At 57.1% G+C, this 18,136-nt stretch carries 13 protein-coding genes; 2 read left to right on the forward strand and 11 right to left on the reverse strand.

Features of this window, described 5'->3' with window-relative positions; genetic code table 11:
- Positions 1 to 11: 11 nt before the first annotated feature.
- The 4 genes from sauS to ACFOSU_RS12420 all read right to left on the reverse strand — a co-directional run bounded on the left by sauS (position 12) and on the right by ACFOSU_RS12420 (position 5,177).
- Positions 12 to 1,442 carry an acylating sulfoacetaldehyde dehydrogenase gene (gene sauS / locus ACFOSU_RS12405; RefSeq protein ID WP_380690072.1) on the reverse strand — a complete coding sequence of 477 codons (1,431 nt, stop codon included), beginning with the start codon at positions 1,440 to 1,442 and terminating at the stop codon, positions 12 to 14.
- 688 nt (positions 1,443 to 2,130) lie between these two features.
- Positions 2,131 to 3,201, reverse strand: coding sequence for a TRAP transporter substrate-binding protein (locus ACFOSU_RS12410; protein ID WP_380690074.1), 1,071 nt, complete (start codon positions 3,199 to 3,201; stop codon positions 2,131 to 2,133).
- A 150-nt stretch (positions 3,202 to 3,351) separates the two neighbouring features.
- Complete coding sequence (locus ACFOSU_RS12415; protein ID WP_380690076.1) at positions 3,352 to 4,668, reverse strand: TRAP transporter large permease; 1,317 nt, start codon at positions 4,666 to 4,668, stop codon at positions 3,352 to 3,354.
- On the reverse strand, positions 4,668 to 5,177 hold the full coding sequence (locus ACFOSU_RS12420) for a TRAP transporter small permease subunit (RefSeq protein ID WP_380690078.1): 510 nt from the start codon (positions 5,175 to 5,177) through the stop codon (positions 4,668 to 4,670). Before ACFOSU_RS12420 ends, ACFOSU_RS12415 begins: the two co-directional genes overlap by 1 nt.
- Positions 5,178 to 6,192: 1,015 nt before the next feature.
- On the opposite strand from ACFOSU_RS12420, the gene pdxR reads away from it, so the two are divergent.
- Positions 6,193 to 7,665, forward strand: coding sequence for a MocR-like pyridoxine biosynthesis transcription factor PdxR (gene pdxR, locus ACFOSU_RS12425; RefSeq protein ID WP_380690080.1), 1,473 nt, complete (start codon positions 6,193 to 6,195; stop codon positions 7,663 to 7,665).
- Positions 7,666 to 7,928: 263 nt separating this feature from the next.
- On the opposite strand, the gene ACFOSU_RS12430 is transcribed toward pdxR, so the two are convergent.
- The 5 genes from ACFOSU_RS12430 to ACFOSU_RS12450 all read right to left on the reverse strand — a co-directional run bounded on the left by ACFOSU_RS12430 (position 7,929) and on the right by ACFOSU_RS12450 (position 14,185).
- Positions 7,929 to 8,282 carry a DUF202 domain-containing protein gene (locus ACFOSU_RS12430; RefSeq protein WP_380690082.1) on the reverse strand — a complete coding sequence of 118 codons (354 nt, stop codon included), beginning with the start codon at positions 8,280 to 8,282 and terminating at the stop codon, positions 7,929 to 7,931.
- A gap of 7 nt (positions 8,283 to 8,289) precedes the next feature.
- A complete protein-coding gene (locus ACFOSU_RS12435) occupies positions 8,290 to 8,661 on the reverse strand; it encodes a YidH family protein (protein ID WP_380690178.1) in 372 nt (123 codons plus the stop codon).
- Between the two features lie 150 nt (positions 8,662 to 8,811).
- Positions 8,812 to 9,702, reverse strand: coding sequence for a hypothetical protein (locus ACFOSU_RS12440; RefSeq protein ID WP_380690084.1), 891 nt, complete (start codon positions 9,700 to 9,702; stop codon positions 8,812 to 8,814).
- Positions 9,702 to 12,629, reverse strand: a complete 2,928-nt coding sequence (locus ACFOSU_RS12445; protein WP_380690086.1) for a molybdopterin-dependent oxidoreductase — start codon at positions 12,627 to 12,629, stop codon at positions 9,702 to 9,704. Before ACFOSU_RS12445 ends, ACFOSU_RS12440 begins: the two co-directional genes overlap by 1 nt.
- A 23-nt stretch (positions 12,630 to 12,652) precedes the next feature.
- A complete protein-coding gene (locus ACFOSU_RS12450) occupies positions 12,653 to 14,185 on the reverse strand; it encodes a 4Fe-4S dicluster domain-containing protein (RefSeq protein ID WP_380690088.1) in 1,533 nt (510 codons plus the stop codon).
- 102 nt (positions 14,186 to 14,287) lie between these two features.
- Between ACFOSU_RS12450 and ACFOSU_RS12455 the strand changes: the two genes are divergently transcribed.
- Positions 14,288 to 15,199, forward strand: coding sequence for a LysR family transcriptional regulator (locus tag ACFOSU_RS12455; RefSeq protein ID WP_380690089.1), 912 nt, complete (start codon positions 14,288 to 14,290; stop codon positions 15,197 to 15,199).
- A gap of 215 nt (positions 15,200 to 15,414) precedes the next feature.
- Here ACFOSU_RS12455 and ACFOSU_RS12460 read toward each other — a convergent pair whose 3' ends face one another.
- Together ACFOSU_RS12460 and ACFOSU_RS12465 are read right to left on the reverse strand one after the other, a co-directional pair.
- Positions 15,415 to 16,392 (reverse strand): CobW family GTP-binding protein, encoded by a 978-nt coding sequence (locus ACFOSU_RS12460; RefSeq protein WP_380690091.1) that lies wholly within the window; start codon positions 16,390 to 16,392, stop codon positions 15,415 to 15,417.
- Positions 16,392 to 18,044 carry an amidohydrolase gene (locus ACFOSU_RS12465; RefSeq protein ID WP_380690093.1) on the reverse strand — a complete coding sequence of 551 codons (1,653 nt, stop codon included), beginning with the start codon at positions 18,042 to 18,044 and terminating at the stop codon, positions 16,392 to 16,394. Before ACFOSU_RS12465 ends, ACFOSU_RS12460 begins: the two co-directional genes overlap by 1 nt.
- Positions 18,045 to 18,136: the final 92 nt, after the last annotated feature.

Here is an 18,136-nt window from a genome sequence, read left to right on the forward strand (position 1 = left end):
ATCAGCTCTCCTTATTTCCCGTACCGAGACCAGTACGCACCGAACAATTCTTGCTCGCTCGGTTCGTCTGCTGGAATGGTCTGGACCAGGTGAGTGATGTTGATGAAATTTCGGTAGTTCAGGTTCTCGCTGATACTGTTCCCAGCCCAGGTTCCGCAGCCCATACTCAGAGTAAAATTCAGGCCATTATCGAAACTACCGCCGTTACCGAAGGTGTGCGCCTGGTTTACGAGTACGCGTACGACGTCGGTGGTTTCAGCGAGTTGCTCGGCATGGCCGATGTCCTGGGTGTGAATACCGCAGGAGTGGCCTTTACCCTGGAACTCGAGCACATCGCGCACGATGCGGCAGGCGTCGTCGAAGTCACGGGCTCTGTACACAGTCAGGACCAGTGACAGCTTCTCGCCTGAGAACGGATGATCGGGGCCGGCGCCCTCATCCTCGACCATGAAAAATTTGGCGTCACGCGCCTTACCGCTGAGCCCCACCCGCTCGGCCACGATCGGTGCGTCACGCGCAATAATATCGCGGTTGAGTTTGCCGTCGCGCCAGAGCACATCCTGGATGGCATCCTTTTCGAACGCGCTCGCCAGATAACCGCCACTTTTCTCCAACGCGGCAATCGCATCGTCGTAAATGGAATCGACAATAACTACCGAATTTTCCGAGGAGCAGGAGGTGGCGTTGTCGAAAATTTTAGATGCGCAGATCTTGTCCGCCGCAGCGTCGAGCTCGGCGCTCTCGTCGATGATCACAGGCACGTTACCGGCACCGACACCGATCGCGGGCGTGCCGCTCCTGTAGGCCTGACGGACATTATTCTGCGAGCCGGTGACAACCACGAGATCGGCCTGTTTCATCAATTCTGCGGTCAACGGCTTGGACGGCGGCGCGTCCGGCACCTGGACAAGATCCTGTGGCAAACCGATCTTGCCCAACTCGGCACGGACCACGTCGATAGTTTCGGTGGTCACCTCACGCCCCGCCGGTGAGGGCGCAATGATTATGGCGTTGCGCCCTTTGAGCGCGAACATTATCTTGTTAACGGGAGTTGCCGACGGATTGGTCGACGGCGTAACCGCCACCACAACGCCCACCGGCTTGGCATATTTCACCAGGCCGAGATCGGGTAGCTCTTCGATTACGCCGACACTCTTGACCCGCAAGAGATCGCGCAACGCGCCGAATGTCTTGCGCTGATTCTTGATGACCTTGCTTTCGGTCTTGCCGATACCAGTGCTATCGACGGCCTTCCGGGCGAGCGCCTTCGCCCGGTCCGGCTTGTATAGAGACCAGGCAGCTGCGATAACCGCCTCGTCGACTCTCGCCTGGTCGGCATTGGCAAATACCGCCATCGCGTCACGGGCTTTTCGGATGAGGCCCGACACATATTCGGGCGTTTCAGCGACGGGCGATGCTTCAGACGATGCTTGAGCAGTCATTTCTACTCCTCTTTTCGCAAATTTCTGTTTTACTTATCGTTATTTAAAACAATCGACTTGCCTGATTCTGAAACTAGCAAGTCGAATTCGGCCATCGTTAGTGCCAACTGCGGATGGATTTTAGGGCCAAGGCGAGTCAAACCAGAGCGCAGGAACGGCCCCTAAGCCGTGTCTGCGGATGGTTTCGAATAGCTGAACGATGATGGCCGTGGAAACTGGGTCACGCCATGCGGCCACGTCTCAGCCTGCGCGGAGCTCGTCAATTATGAGATTCAATCACGCGTCTAGGACCAGGCAAGTCGGGCCGTGGCTCTGACTCCAGGCATATCGACATCGCCGCGCCTGCCGTACCACGACCTATGCGGGCTGTCGGGCGGCCTCGCCCGCCACATGTTGAAAGACGAGCGTCTATGCAAACATCAACCGAGCCACTGAATATCGTATGGCTCAGGTTTAAGAGCTCGTCGCCAATGCACTATGCGCCTCGTATCCGTACGCATGGACAGGCAGATCGATATGCCCAAAACCACCGCCCGCTTGGGTCGTCACGACTTAGGCGCGCAGTTGCACAGTTCCGAGCCTGTAATCCGGCTGAGCCGGATGACGTTTATGATCAATGGCAACAACAGCGCAGGCGGCGGGACAGGCGCGCTAGCGCCTGTCCCGAGTCGACTTAATTCGCTGAGTCTCAGCGGGCGGACTGTTCTTCGTGCGCGGTGTTAACAAGGTTGGTATACAGCTCTAGTATCTGAGAGCGATACGGATAGATTTTCTTGGCGTACGCAATCTGAGAATCAAGTACTTTTTTGAAGAACTTGTTTTTCTTTGCGTATTCGGCAGTAATCTTGTTCTGCGCCTTGATGAACGCGGGATAGTACTCGTCCGGCGTATCGTGCACCTTCACGCCCTCTGCCTCCATTTCTTGAAGCGCTTGGGAGTTGGCGTCGATATTCGCCTGTAACGTTTCTGAGACCTGTGCCTGGACCGCGCTGCGGAAAATCGCCCGTAGATCCTTGGGCAGGCTGTCCCAGAAAGTCTTGTTGACCTGCAGTTCACCCATGTCGGTCTGTTGATGCAGACCCTGTAGATAATAGTTCTTCCAGATCTTGTCGAGGCCGAGATTCAGATCGTCCGAAGGGCTGGTCCATTCCGCCCCGTCAATGACGCCACGCTGTGCAGCCGGCACGATTTCGGCCGCGGGCAATGATACGGCGGACACACCCATTTCCTTGTACGTCTGGCCGGCGATGCCGGGTGGCGACCGATACTTCATTTTTTTGAAGTCTGCGAGGCTATTGATAGGACTCTTGAACCAACCCAGCGGATCCGGTCCGATAGGCTGGATAATAAACGGTTTCAGGTCGAGGCCCATGATTTCCTGGTCAAGCTCGTTATAGAGCTTCTCGCCTTCACCACGGTAGTACCAGGCCAGCATGGCATCCTGATCGAGACCGGTACTGGCTGGTGCGTTGGCGAACAGGACATAAGCCGGATGCTTGCCCGACCAGTAGTTACCCCATGCAAAGCACCCCTCGACGAGGCCTTGCGCTGTAGCATCCAACTGCTCGAACGGTTGCACGACCGCACCTGCCGGCAGCACGTCGATCTTCAATCGGCCGTTGGACATGGTGTCCACGTTTGCGGACATCTGTTCCAGAAGTTTGTAGAAAAGACTAGCCGATGGCACGGCGGTCTGTATCCGCATGTCGTAGACTTTCTGATCCTGGGCCCATGCAGGCACGGCGACCAGAAAACTCATCAGAATCGTTATCGTGGTGGTTATTTGCCTAACGTTCATGGTTACTTTCCCTCTTTTCGCATTCAGTCTTGTTATTGATTCATATCTCGAACGCAGCCTTTAAGTACCTCGTTTCCCTCTTCTATTTTCTTGCATCGCTTTCGACAGGCGTCAGTTATCGATAAGCGACGGGAGCCAACCGACGATGCCGGGAAAAGCCATAAGCAGGCCAACGACGACCAGTTGCAGAACGATGAACTGGACTTGGCCGGCATAGATATCGCCCATTCGCCAGCTCGGCACGACGCCCTTGAGAAAGTAGGACGATAGCGCCATCGGCGGCGTGAGCCATGATGTCTGCAGCGTGACCGCAACCAGAATGGCGAACCAGAGTGGGTCGACGCCCATATGCGTTACCGTTGGCATGAAGATCGGCACCACGACCAGCACTATCGGAATCCACTCGAGTGGCGAGCCGAGCACAAACACGATAGCCAACATGAGTACCAGCATCGATGTGCCCGTCAACGGCAGATTCAGCAGCCATTCCGTAAGCACTTTGTCGCTACCGAGCCGCGAGAACACCGCACCGAAGAAGTTCGCTGAGACCAGCAAAAACATGATGAAACTGGTGGTTAGCGCTGTCCGGAAGACCGCCGTCTTGAACTGAGAAAAATTCAGGCTGCGATAGCTCAGCGCCAAAACCAGGGATGCGAATGAACCGGTCGCCGCCGCGTCGGTCGGTGTGGCGATTCCGGCCAGGATTACGCCAAGCGTCGCGACGATGATCATCGCGACCGGAAACACGCCGGCAAAGAACTCCCGGGCTTTCGCTGCGGGCCCGACCTCCGCTTCCGCACCTATCAGTGGCGGGCCGAGCTTTGGATTGATCCAGCACCGGATCAGGGTATACAGGATATATATCGCACCCAGCATGAGTCCTGGCACGATGGCGGCCGCGAACAGATCGGTAACCGGAACACCCATGACCGGGCCCATTACGATTAACAGGATGCTCGGCGGGATAAGAATACCCAGCGTGCCGCCCGCCGAAATGGCACCCGCAGACAAACGCGTGTCGTAGCCGGACTCCTTCATCACCGGCGCCGCCATCACACCGAGTATCGTGACCGATGCACCAACAATGCCCGTAGCCGCCCCAAAGATGATCGCAACCAGAAGGGTGATCAGATAGAGAGAGCCACTCAGGCCGGACAGCATCAGACGTAACGCCCGAAAGACGCGATCCATGAGTCCAGATTGTTCGAGCACGTAGCCCATGAACAGGAATAGCGGGATGGCGGCCAGCGTGGTGTCGCGCATGGTTCCGAAGAACTGGAACGTCAACAGGTAGAAAACCAGGTTGCCTATTCCCAGATAACCTACGATCAAGGCGACAAACAGAAAACTGAATGCCATGGGATAGCCCGTTAGCAGAGCGATACCGATCATTCCCAAACCGGCGAAACCCAGCGCTGGATCGGACATCACTCGGATTCAGCCGTGAAGCGCTTGTTGGTAACCACGCAATACAGACACTTGATCGTTTCAGATAAACCCTGGATCAGCAGTAATGCGCCGGTGACCGGCATCACCATCTTGAACGGGTAAATGATCGGCTGCCACGGACTGGAGACCAATGATTCTCCAATCGACCATGATCGCCAGGCATACTGATAGGTGAGCCAAGTGAAGATTCCGATGGCGGGAAAAAAGAAAAAGAAATAGAAGAACGCATCGCTAGCGCCCTGCCATCGAACAGGGAGGATGTTGTAGAGGAAATCGGCTCTCACATGCTGGTCACGGCCAAGGGTATAGGCAGCAGCGAGCATGAAGATGGAACCGTAGAACATGAACGTCATGTCGTAGGCCCAGCTTGTGGGTCGACCGAATGCATAGCGGCTGATGACTTCGAAAACCAGTGCGCCGGTCATAGGCAGAATGAGCCAGGCGGCCGCCTTGCCAACCCATATCCCCGGCAGGTCGAGAACGGCCACGAAACGTCTCAGTCTTTGCTCCTTGCGCTGCATTATCCCCCCAATCAAGCTCGGCTTTTATTGTGTGGCTATGTAACAAAGATCGAGCAAGCCGACCTCTTTGATATCCTAAGACTCATTCCTAGGGTGACGCATGCCGCGATACCCTGTTGACAGCACAGGACACCGCTGGTGTCTAATAGAGTAGACATCCAACGACACTCGCCACGAGAAGCCCGCTGCAGGCCTTCCGCAACACAGCCGCACGACACAATTAGAAAGATGGCGCAAGCGATGTCTGCTTTCTATCACCCTTGCTCTCCTTGTGTCTTGTAATCGATTTTTAATTTGGCAGGACTTGATCTGACGCTAGCAAGCGTTTCGCGGATAATGTTAGTGCCAGTTGCAGACGCTCAGTGGTGCCAAAACCCCTGCAGCTTACGTTGCAGCCGACTATTCGCGACCAGTCGTGCCGACGCGCATCCTTATAGATGCCGTGACAAAGTTATTTCGTACTGTGGTCAGCCAGATCGCATACATACGTCGCATTCAAGCTCCGGCGGCTACAATTTGACTACTCGCCCCGTTTCGTCAGCGCGTGATGCAAATACCAGCGGTTTGACGCGGAGAAGGATTTCCCGCTGGAGCTTTTAGACCGTTGTGAAGTCTGGCCGGGTAACGCCCTGCGCTACGTGGCGACTTAGAAAATGCCGTGCCAGTCCACTTCCACAACAGAATTCGTTCGCTGTGGCCCGCGCCGTGCCGGGATTGCAGATGTCCACCGTCGCGACCGCCCGCGCCGTACCGGCATTGAGATGAATTCGATTTTTCCGAACTATTGCTTTCGAAAAATCTAATTACAAAGCGAGATAATTTGTCCGATACTCAGACAGGTGCAATATCCAATAGCCGAAAGCGCAACCTGTAAAAATGCGTTAACTCGATGATATCACTGGCTTAATAATCACAATTAGCAGCAAGTCAGTGAGGGGTTGAATTCGCACGCGCTCACGGCCGAGATTTTCGGAGCGATGGCATGCGAGATCATCTTTTCTATTTTGAACCGTCCGATAACGAGAGTCTGCAGACACAGATTCGCACCATGATGGTTCACGCCATACGTGATGGTCATATACCGCCGGGAAGCCCTATCCCGTCCTGTCGTGAACTTGCTCGAAAACTCTCCGTTTCGCGTAACACAGTCGTGCTGACCTACGAAAAACTGGTTGACGATGGCTTTCTCTATTCGCGTGAACGCAGCGGGTATTTCGTCGCCGACAGTTTCCAGCCTTCATGTATTCGTCGGAATGCCCGTCAATGCACCTCGCGCCGGAACCAGCTTGACTGGCGCCGGCGACTGCAGGTGCGACCCGACCAGCAACGTAACATCGTCAAGCCGAGGGATTGGCGAAATTATCCATATCCGTTCATCTATGGCCAACTCGATCACGAACTGTTTCCGTTCAATGAATGGCGCGAGTGTTCACGCGAGGCCAACAGCAAGCATGCGATCCGGGAATGGTTCAGTGACAGCATCGACGGTGATGACCCGATGCTCCTCGAACAGCTGCACACCAAGGTTCTGCCCGAGCGCGGCGTTTGGGCCAATCCGGACGAAATACTTATAACGCTGGGAACGCAACATTCCCTGTATCTCGTGTCGAACCTGCTGATGTCGGAAAACATTGTCGTCGGTATCGAGGACCCCGGCTATGTAGATGCGCGCAATATCTTCGAAACCTCGGGCGCACGTGTCGTGCCGATTCCCTTGGACGACGAGGGCATGGTCGTCGATGAACGAATGGACGAATGCGACGTCGTGTATGTCACCCCAAGTCACCAATCCCCCACTACGGTAACCATGTCGCTCGAGCGCCGTCGCGCCTTGCTTGCGAAGGCACAGGCATCCGACGTCATCATTATTGAAGACGATTATGAGAGTGAGACGAACTTTCTGAAGGATCCCATTCCTGCTTTGAAGAGTCTCGACGAGAACAGTCGCGTCATCTATGTCAGCAGCCTTTCCAAGACACTCGCACCAGGTCTGCGGATGGGCTATATGGTGGCACCGACCCCGTTCATCCACGAGGCGCGTGCGTTGCGTCGGCTCATGCTGCGCCACCCGCCGAGTAACAATCAGCACACCGTCGCGCTTTTCCTCGCGCGTGGTTACCACGACACCGCAGTCCATCGGCTCACACGAATCTATAATGAGAGATGGCACACGATGTCGGCCGCGCTAGACCGCTACTTGCCCGATGTAACCCGGATACCGACCTATGGCGGCACATCTTTCTGGGTACGCGGCCCGCGCGGCATGGATGCCATTTCGCTAGCCCAGCGTGCAGCCGATAAAGGCATCCTTGTTGAACCCGGCAATATCCATTTCATGGCCGACAACCCGCCGCGCAATTACCTGAGACTAGGCTTCGCAGCCATTTCGGAAGACAAGATCGAGGCCGGCATCATGCAACTGACGTCGATCATCGATACATTCCGCGTCGCGTAGGCGGATCTGACGAGGGATTGGGCGACAGGCGGCATGCGCCGGGCTGACTTATTAGAATAATTGTCGGTCTCGGCACTGCTCGCATTACCCGCCTAGAACAGGGATCAAGGAGTTTCGTTTAACGACATTGGCTACCCTGTCGTGATTACTTCACCGTCCAACCAACACGCCCTCGCCCGTCGTTTGAAAACGTATGGGGGCTCGGAATTGCGTTGGATCGGGACCCGCTGGAGGGATGAGCCCGCTCGACGGTGCGGTTCAGTTCAACCGACTACCAATACGATCAGAATCACCAAGCCCAGTATCACCGTACCGCCGCCGACAAGCATCAATGCGACAGGAGACGCCAGGTCTTCGGGCAACGGCCGCAAGGCGAGGGTACGTCGCCGACGGTAGGCCATAAGCATCGTGAAAAAGGCGAGAACGAATGCAATCGTACAGGCAGCAAGATGTATCGACGTCGGGGCGTAAATTTCGCCGCGGATGAGCAACAGCGCGCCGTTGACTAGAAAGGCCAGGCTACTGCGAGTCCATGACAAATCCGTTCTTTCAGCCTGGAGCCCCGGCAATTCCAATGGGCCGCCATGAGTTGCATCCTTGGCGCGCACGTAAGTCACGCAGCGACTAGGTATCGCCGAAGACTGTGGTTAATACGAGCACTAGCAGCCCGACAACAACTACCCCCAATGCCAGTAGCCACGGCATCAGTGTGGACGGTAGCGGCGCATCACATCGCATCGCCTTTTGTGAACCATGCCAGCGCAGCGCGCTGCCCGCGACGCTCGCGATACTGATGACCGCGAGTACGCCCGCCAACAGCTTCCGGGCTCCGGGGACCGTGAATTCCGGCGCCAAGTGAACGATAGCGACCGCGCCGGCCAGCAACGCCAGCGCGGTTCGAATCCAAGCCAGGAAGGTCCGCTCGTTGGCCAATGTGAAGCGGTAATCAGGCTCGTGCTCAGGGTTTTTCTGGGGATTGGATTTTTCAACTTTCATCTTGGAATCGCCCCGATAAGAACAAGCCAGAATACTGCGGATCACGCGATTCATGAGCCGAGGATAATTGGCATGGAACCTGTGCCGGCGTCGGGATGAACACCTTGGCTCCTGCCCGATAATAGACCGATGATAGCCGTCGCCAAAGGTTCACGAGGCGATGGCTGCAGCCGAGACCTGTACGGCCATGGCGTCGATAGCCGCTACCGTGGCCAATGCGCGCTCGGACCAGAAATCCGAAATTGAACCCAGCGTGGCGCGATCACGCGCGTAGCCACGCGCTTGACGACCGGCCTCATCGGCGAGTTGCCGGAGCGTTGCCGCTGGCTGCTGTTCCAGCAGGCTTCGCAATAGCAGGCGACGGTTGCCTACGTGCATCGCCACGCCCAACTCGTCGGCAATACAGGACAAATCACGCCGCGTCAGCACGATCCCGCTACAGACTGGTACCAGTAATCCGCCTGCCACGTCGTCCAGCGAATTGGCGTGCTTTCCGATATCCGCGATCGGCGCTTCGCGCAAGTGCAACGGCATGCGCCCGGGATCGCCAAGAAGTGTCGCCTCGCATAAAAAGACATCGCGTACCACGCTTGCCCACGGCGCGTATGGCGCCGGCGCGACTCGCACGACACTGTCGAGAAAGGGCATCAACCAGCACAGGAGATGTTCCCAAAGCATCGCCTTGCGTGCATGTCGGGCACGCGGGTCGCTCTCGCTGCGCTCGACCAGTGCGGCATAGTCGGCCAACAGTGGCGCCAGTGCATCTGGCGAGCCGTCTATCCTGGCTCCCAACAGCCCTCGAAAACCTGCCACTCGGTCAGCCGCTTCTCCGCCGATAGCCCCTTCCGAGCCAAGGTAGACCGACGCGAATGGGTAGCATTGTTCGACGAACGACTGCGCGTGACGCTTGCGCCATGCCGCAAGCGATTCTGGCGCAACCAGGCCTAATGCAGCAGCCCAGCCTCGGTGCGCGTCGCCGGGCGTTTCTACAAATCCACCCAATAGCCGCAGCAGATCCGCGGATGCGCCGGACGTGCTCATTACAACACCTCGGGTAATTTCGAGGCTTCGCGAGTCGGTTTAAGCGGACGCAGAAGCCAACGCGGGCGGCGTGTACCATCAGGAGACACCTGATCGGCCGGTCGGGTCATCGCCAACCATTCTCGATACACGGCATCCGACTTGCTGATGTCGACATGAATTTGGCCGGGCACATCACCCGGCTCGGCCGGACGAACACGCACACCCTGATGCCAGCAATGCTGGCCTGACACCGGATCGGGATGCACACCAAAGGTAAGATTCTGATGCACGCCCACAGCTGTCCACCACACGCGCTTTCTGTCAGGGTCCGCTTCGCTTTGAGGCGCCAGCGGCTGTTTACTTGCCAACGGCTTTAGCGACCATTGATCACCGGCATGATCGAGCGCTGTCTCCATCGTGCGCTGGTGATGATCATTGCTGCCGGTAAACTGCCAGCGACCCATATGATGGCTGCAAGCCACTACTCCCGGTCGAATACCTTCGGTGACCCAGGCTTCGCCGACGAAATAGCCGAGTTCAGTTTCGATACGAATCCGCTGGCCATCACGGATGGCAAGACGTGTGGCGTCGTCCGGATGGACCCAGACCGGGTTGTTGTGGGCGAGCTCGCTGAGCCACTTTGCGTTGGCGCCGCGCGTATGAATCTGTGTCGGGAGGCGAAAGGTCGGAATCAGGGGCATCTGATCACTGTCCAGCTTGTCGCGATGGATATGACTCTTGATATACGTGGGCAAGGCATATTCTGGCCAGCCCCACTGCGCCAATGTCGAAGAATAGAATTCGAGTCGCCCGCTCGGCGTGGGAAAACCGGCCACGATGGCGCCGTCGATCTCGACGCCGACCGCCCTGCGCCCTTCTGAATCCGGCTCGGGATCTGGTGTCGGCGCACCGTTTGCATTGGGCGGCGCATCGGTACGCGTATAGACCCGCCCATGCGCATCAGTGTGCTCGTCCGCAATTTCAGCTGGGTCCACTTCGCGGTCGTACAACCGATCAGCACCTTCGCCGACTTGCGTGCTTCCATAACGGCGCATATATGCCAGCGGCGTCAACCCCTCCGCCGCTGCCTTTTCGGGCAATCCCGGCACGGAGTTTTCGAATATCCAGCCGTAATATTCGTCGAGAGAGATACGCTCGCCGGGCGTGGTCTTGGACTCTACATATCGGCGGATACCCAGCTCACCGTCCGGATCGATACGCCAGGTCAGTTCGAGCCAGAACTCGTTTTCTTCCCAGACCTCACCGGGATTAACCTGCCGGGTATCCGTGATCTTTTCGCCGAGACGCTCCCGAGCCGCGCGCTGCACTGGCTGACGAAATGCGACCCACTGTCCATTGTGTGTCTCGGTAGAGACCACATCATGACGCTCCGACGAATGCCCCATCGGCAACACATAGTCAGCGAAATACGCGGTTTCGCTCCACGTCGGGGTCAATGCGGCGTGCAGGCCAATCTGCTTTTCGTCGGACAGCATTTCCACCCAGTCAAAGCCGCCTGGGTTTGTCCACACCGGGTTGTATACACGGGTGAAATACGTGTCGATGAATCCCCGGCCCTCTTTCATGAAGTGAGGTAACAGAAACGACATCTCGTTCATGCCCAACGGGTATTCCTTCGGGAAGGTCAACTCGTTCCAATGATCGGGATGACCGGCTGAAAATGGTCGTTTTGACACGAACTTGTTCCAGCCGTTGGGATAGGTGGCGCCCTTGGTCCCAATCGCTCCCATCAACGCATTGAGCATGAACAGCGTGCGTGACACCTGCCACCCCCCGAGATTACCCGCTGCGGCGGAACGCCAGTTCTGGGTACACAACCGGGTACCGGCACCCGCCACCGTCTCGGCCACCGCCTCGAGCTTGGCCGCCGGCACCTGCGATTCCGCGGCGGCATAGTCGAACGTGTATTCGGCGTATATCTCAGCCAACGCTGCTTCGAATGCCTCAAACGTATCGGGTTCATTCGGCCGCTCGACGCTCATGTACTCGTGCCAGTTCCACCAGCGCCGCACGAACTCACGGTTATAGCGTTTGGTCACGATGAGATGGCGCGCGATGGATAGAAAGATCGCAGCTTCGCTACCAGGATAGGACGAGATCCAGTGATCGGCGTGCGTTGACGTATTAGACATACGCACATCGACCACAATCAGCCGCGCGCCGCGCTTCTTGGCCTCCATGATCCGCTGTGCGTGCGGATTGAAATAATGTCCGGCTTCCAGATGTGAGCTGGTGAGCAGAATGACTTCGGCATTGGCGAAGTCATTGCTGGGGCGATCGTAGCCCATCCAGTACTGTACTCCCGCACGACCACCCGATGAGCAGATGTTGGTATGCGAATTGTGGCCGTCCACGCCCCAGGCCTTGAGAATGTCTTCGGTGAATCCATCCTCTCCCGGACGGCCGACGTGATACATAATTTCGCGATGGCGTTTTTCCACCAGCGCCTTTCGAATGCGCGCTGCAAAAGTATCCAGCACTTCATCCCAAGTGACCCGCGTCCATTGGCCTTCGCCGCGCTTGCCGGCACGCTTGAGCGGATACAGAATGCGATCCGGGTCGGTGATCTGATTTATCGTGGCCGGCCCCTTGGCGCAATTGCGCCCGCGGGACCCGGCATGCTCCGGATTGCCCTCGAACTTGCGAACCTCGAGGCTATTTTTATCGACATAGGCCAATAAGCCGCAGGCGGACTCGCAGTTGAAGCAGGTGGTCGGCACCAGCATGTAGTGCGTTTCCTTGCGCTTGCCCGTTCCGCTCACTGGCTCGAGAGAAATCCAGTCATCCCAGTGTTCCTTGGGCGGAAAACTCGCCAGACTGATACGGCTGGCGCCGGCGTAGAACGTTTCCCCGCGGCTCTCGGTGTCCTGGCGCAGCGCCGATACGCGCTGATTAAGAGACTTGATCCAGCTGGACGGTTTCATCACAAGTCCTCGCAGCAATATGCCTAGGCCAGCGGGACGGACTGGCCGCCCTGCACGAAAGCATGTTCGTAGGCCAGTGGCCCCAGGAACGCGAACAGACATGCCGTCACGCCCAACCAGGGCGCGGACAGTCCGATTACCGACAGCAGGACGCCGGCCACGAAGAACTGCTTGAAGCGCCCCTTGGTCATCTCGTGGAGCGCCAGCTCCGAGTGAGCAGTCGGCGCCGGCGATGCGACTTCAGCCGCCACGAAGCCCAAGTGCACCAGCGTCGCTCCACCGGTCCACCACAGCAGTACCTGCACCGCGTCCGGCGCAAACCCCATGGCAAACGGCACGACAATCGCCGCGCCCGCCGCAATGGACTGCACCAGCAAATGAGGCGCAAGCAGCGGGTTTTGCCACAGATCGCGCGCCTTGGCCTGGCCAAACAGGAAGGCCGTATAAATCGAGCTGAGTATGGCGAGCACGACACCGGGCCACATCAACCAGACGCTGATCCAGGTCGCCCCGTAAATACTCGATGCGAAATGGCCAGCCAGAAGCGCGCTGTAGGCCACCAGAATCACGCCGCCCTTGACGAGCCAGCTATCCCATTGCGGCCTCCAGAAGATCATCCAGAACCGAAACGGATGGGATAGATCAGCAACCAGCAGCAAGCACGTCAGCGCAACAAAGAAACCGCCACCCACCGGCGCGACCCAACGCCACAGTGGATTGCCCGCGTCCATCAACCCCGTGGCCACCAGCATCAGCGTTATCAGATAGATCCCGCTTCCAACGTTTTTGGTCCACGTGTAAGCGCTGACGCGCCAATCCCAAGGGCTTCTGTGCGCTTGATCGTAGGAAAGCTTGGCTGCGGCGGACGACGTACCCCGAGTGGGGTGACCAGAGGGAACAATATCGCTATCCCGGGCCTGCTGAGCCCAAGCGAAATTGCCCCCTGCAGGTCGCGTGGCCGCCAACGGATCCAGGGTAGCCTGATGGGCGCCCTTGTAGAACAACTTGGGGCGGGTTTGTTTCTCCGGCTTGCGGACCATTACTACATCGCGGCTGACCGCTTGAGTCACGCGCGAGTCCGGATCATTCAGATCGCCGACGAAAATCGACTGGGTTGGACAAACGGTGACACAAGCGGGCTCCAGGCCAGAATCAATTCGGTGCGCGCAAAAATTGCACTTTTCAGCGGAATTGTCTTCTGGATTTATAAAGATCGCATCGTAGGGACATGCGGCGATGCAGGCTTTACAACCGATGCAGATATCCTTGTTGAAATCAACGATCCCATCGGGCCGCTTGTGCATGGCGCCGGTCGGACAAGCTGTCGTACAAGGCGAGTCCTCGCACTGGTTGCAACGCGTGACCTGGAATGCCCGACGTGCGTCGGGAAATTCACCGACATCGGCAGATTTAACGTAGGTCCGCGAGACACCGACAGGTACGTCATTTTCCGATTTGCAGGCTGTCGTGCAGGCATGGCAGCCAATACAGGACGTCTGATCGATGACCTTGGCCCAACGCGGAAGCGTTGGCTCGCTCTCGGTTGCTTGCTGCATTGTCGTGCTTGCCCACTACACTGTTGTTACAACGACAGTACCCTTGGCGCGCCATCTTAAAAAGTACATTATTACGATACTTGCTATGCATTTTTCGCAACCATGAACTTTCGCCAACTACGCGTTTTTCTTACGGTCGCCGATCTCGGCAGCTTCAGCGCCGCTGCAGAACATCTGTATTTGAGCCAGTCGGTGATCTCCCGCCATGTATCCGGACTCGAGCAGGCGCTCGGAAGCCTATTGCTGGATCGCTTGCCCCGCGGTGTCGAATCCACAGAGGCCGGCCGTGTGCTGGCGGACTACGCCCGGCGACTCTTCGCACTGGAAGCAGAAGCCCAGACTGCGCTCGAAGAGCTGCGAGATCTGCGCTCTGGCCGGCTACGTATCGGCGCCAGCATGACCATTGGCAACTATCTCCTGCCGAGAATTCTGGCGAGCTATCACGATCGTTATCCCTATGTAGACATAGAACTGTCGATCGCCAATACAGACACCATTCAAGACGATCTGCATGAACGACGGATCGATGTCGGCCTCACGGAAGGCTTCGTCGATGACGCCGCGTTCAACGTGCGAGCTTTTACCGACGATGAACTGGTTCCAGTGGTCGCGGCGAATTCGAAGCTTGCGGCGATCGCAGAGTTGACGCTTGAGGACCTCGCCGCCGCACCATGCATCATGCGCGAAGCCGGTTCCGGCACCCGCGCTGTAATCGAACAGGCCATGGCTCGCTATGGGCTCAATTTTGACTACGCTATGTCTTTGGGGAGCACCGAGGCCGTCAAGCAGGCGGTGATCGCGGGCGCGGGTTTTACCATCGCCCCCCTGCATACCGTCGACAACGAGCTACGTGCAGGCCAGCTAGTGCAACTGCGCCCCACGAATTTCGTCTTACGGCGTCCGTTGCATCTGCTGCAACTTCAGAATAAGCAGCCAACGCGCGCTTCCAAGGCCTTCATAGACCTGCTGAATGAGCAAATAGCGTCCGCTTTACACGGTGTTGATACCGATTAACGAAACATTTCCCGACTGTAAAACCGATTGTGGGACGCCGTATCACTTCACGGGCCTGGTAACAGCAAGGACTATTTTCCAGAGTTCGTCGGCTTATCGACTGACGTTTTTGAAGGATAGCTGGGACAGGATAATGCGCCGATTGCATGACGCGTCATATACCGGCGTATCAGCGAGGGCGCAGCTCGCAGGCTTTATCGGTAACTCAGGGCCAATCAGCATTCCGCCGTCAAGAGCAACTCACGAATAGCGGCAAAATCCGCATCTTCGGACGTACTGATGAATACGATTCTGGACACGTCGGGGGCCGCTCGCCCCGAGGACTTCAGTGCTCGCGAGTGTCCAGCAAATTGAATGATCGTCTCAACTGCGGGCTCCGATTCCAGTCGGACGAGACCCTTGGCTCTGAGCACATGCGGCGGCATCTCATCGAGCAGCAGACGCAGCTTGTCTCGACTTAGATCGCGGCTCGTTTCATAGGTCCATGTGGCGTAGATATGATCATGTTCCACAGGGCCGGCCGACATTGTTGTAGCCAACTTAACGCATTGGTCTGGCACACGGCCACGCGGCTTGACTGATCGCGCCACATCGGGACTTCGCACCAGTTCCCAGGGGATATCTGCATCCATTGCCACATGGATCGTGGCCTCGGGCACCACGCGACTGAGCCAACTCCGAAGCCGGGTTATATCAGCCGAGCCGACAAGATCAGCCTTGTTCAAGATCAGCATATCGGCTGCCTCGATCTGCCTCAGGACGGTATCGGCAATCCGACTATCCTCCATATGGGCTTCCACCGTCGAAGCATCAACGAGCACCATTACGCCATCGACCACCAGTATCGGATCCACCACGCCGACTTGTGCAATCTGCCGCGGGTCCGCGACACCGCTCGTCTCAATGACGATCCACTCCGGTACAGGATGCATCTCAGAGACGCGGATCAACGCCTCGGTCAAGTCATCGCCGATAGAGCAGCAGACGCATCCATTGGTAAGCGCAATCGTTTGGCCGCCAGCCGCGGCAATCATTCGCTCATCAACGTTAACCGAACCAAAATCATTGACCAGGACTGCTGTCCGACCTGCGCGATCCGACTGAAGGATTCTGTTGATGAGAGTGGTCTTCCCGCTGCCCAGAAATCCGCCGACGACGGTAAGCGGGATTGTCTTTCCTGCTTGGTTTATCATCACACCGCCGGGGGCGCCTTGAAAACATTGCCGCCCAGTACCGTTCCCCACACTTGAATATCCTTCAGTGCCGAAACTGGCAAATCGAGAGGATTCTCATCCAAAACACAGAAATCGGCATACTTGCCGACTTCAATGGATCCTACTTCGTCGTCCATTTTCAGTGTATACGCCGCACCCAGAGTAATAGCCCTGAGCGCCTGTTCCACGGAGATACGCTCGCCCTCGCCTAGAGTGCGACCGGATGCAGTCTCGCGATTTGTAGCGCACCAAGCCGTAAAAAGCGGACCGATAGGCGTGATCGGCGCATCCGAATGCATGGCATATGGAACGCGCTCGCGCTGCGCGGTCGCGCAGGCATTCATCCGCTGCGCACGGGATGGCCCCATCGTCAGTGCGTAATGCGCGTCACCCCAGTAATAAATGTGATTGCAAAAGAGATTTACGCATACGCCGAGAGTAGCCATGCGCCGATACTGGGCCGAATTCGCCATCTGCACATGCTGCAAAGTATGCCGATGATCTCTGCGGGGGTGCTTGACGAGCGCGTTTTCAATGGCGTCGAGCGCGACTTCCGTCGCCTGGTCACCATTCGTATGGATATGCAACTGGAAACCAGCGGCGTGATATTTTTCGATTAGCGTTACCGCCTCGTCGGGCGACGTAACCCATATCCCGTTGGCGTGGCCATTGTGATAGCCCGGCCACAGCAGCCGTGCAGTGAACCCCTGGATAGAACCATCCAGGACCAGTTTGACCGCGCCGAAACGCAACTTCGGACTATTGTGAGCTGTCGCAGCCTCAATTTTTTCGATCCCTTGTTCGATGGCATCGAGTGCGCCGATGGTCCGAAATGCCGGCACTAGCCGGACCGGAAAGGAGGCGTCTGATGTCGCGACCACGAGCGCGTCTCTATCGGCATCGGTCAATTCGTTATTGAGATCGGTTGCGGTCGTCACACCTGCCAACTGGGCAAGCTTCGCAAAATTCTCAAGTCCTGTTCTGGAGGCGCCGCCCAGCCGAAACGCATTGCCGATGGCCCGGTTGACCGGAAACATTGCGGCAAACTCCTGCAGTTCACCCGTGGGCTCGCCATCGGCGTGGCGTATTACGCCTTCGATATCCGAATCACTCGTGATACCGGCCTTGGTGAGCATCGCGCTGTTGACGTTCATCAAGTGAAAACTCGCATGCAAGACTGCAACAGGGCGTGTCTGGCTGACCTGGTCCAATTCGCGATTGGTGATTCTTTCACCCGAAAAATAAATCGGGTCAAATCCCCAGGCGAGCAGTGGCGCGCCAGGCTCGGCGATTTGCATTTCCGCCTCTTTCAGCCGCTCGACAACCGCCGCTGGACTTTTCAAGCCTTGCCAGGTCCTGCCGTCCGGTCCTCGCCGATCGTAATAGCCCACATAGCAGAACTGCCACAAGCCACCTTCGTGAAGGTGCGAGTGACCTTCAATCAACCCCGGCATAAGGACCTTGTCCGCGAATCGATCGTCACTTTCGATATCGCCGTACTCCCGCATATCGTCCTGAGTACCAACCGCCAATATGCGTGCATCCCGAACCGCTACGTGGGTGGCGTAAGGGCGATCGGCAGCCATGGTCAGAATTTTGCGTGCTTGAAAAACTGTAGTAGACGAACTCATTCATTCTCCGAAAATCGATCGCCGACACGATCCGGTAAAAATCCAACGTAACCAAAGCTCGGTTAAGCGCCCTACCTACGCGACGTGAACAG

Origin of the sequence: Salinisphaera aquimarina, from assembly GCF_042643355.1 — a bacterium.
Taxonomy (GTDB): Bacteria; Pseudomonadota; Gammaproteobacteria; order Nevskiales; family Salinisphaeraceae; genus Salinisphaera; species Salinisphaera aquimarina.

What these genes read in the sequence shown, in the direction of transcription:
- ACFOSU_RS12450 (WP_380690088.1), bottom strand. Translation starts at nt 14,185, where the DNA reads ATGCAGCAAGCAACCGAGAGCGAGCCAACGCTTCCGCGTTGGGCCAAG.
- pdxR (WP_380690080.1), top strand. Translation starts at nt 6,193, where the DNA reads ATGCGAGATCATCTTTTCTATTTTGAACCGTCCGATAACGAGAGTCTG.
- ACFOSU_RS12455 (WP_380690089.1), top strand. Translation starts at nt 14,288, where the DNA reads ATGAACTTTCGCCAACTACGCGTTTTTCTTACGGTCGCCGATCTCGGC.
- ACFOSU_RS12410 (WP_380690074.1), bottom strand. Translation starts at nt 3,201, where the DNA reads ATGAGTTTTCTGGTCGCCGTGCCTGCATGGGCCCAGGATCAGAAAGTC.
- ACFOSU_RS12440 (WP_380690084.1), bottom strand. Translation starts at nt 9,702, where the DNA reads ATGAGCACGTCCGGCGCATCCGCGGATCTGCTGCGGCTATTGGGTGGA.
- ACFOSU_RS12445 (WP_380690086.1), bottom strand. Translation starts at nt 12,629, where the DNA reads ATGAAACCGTCCAGCTGGATCAAGTCTCTTAATCAGCGCGTATCGGCG.
- ACFOSU_RS12460 (WP_380690091.1), bottom strand. Translation starts at nt 16,392, where the DNA reads ATGATAAACCAAGCAGGAAAGACAATCCCGCTTACCGTCGTCGGCGGA.
- ACFOSU_RS12435 (WP_380690178.1), bottom strand. Translation starts at nt 8,661, where the DNA reads ATGAAAGTTGAAAAATCCAATCCCCAGAAAAACCCTGAGCACGAGCCT.
- ACFOSU_RS12415 (WP_380690076.1), bottom strand. Translation starts at nt 4,668, where the DNA reads ATGTCCGATCCAGCGCTGGGTTTCGCCGGTTTGGGAATGATCGGTATC.
- ACFOSU_RS12465 (WP_380690093.1), bottom strand. Translation starts at nt 18,044, where the DNA reads ATGAGTTCGTCTACTACAGTTTTTCAAGCACGCAAAATTCTGACCATG.
- sauS (WP_380690072.1), bottom strand. Translation starts at nt 1,442, where the DNA reads ATGACTGCTCAAGCATCGTCTGAAGCATCGCCCGTCGCTGAAACGCCC.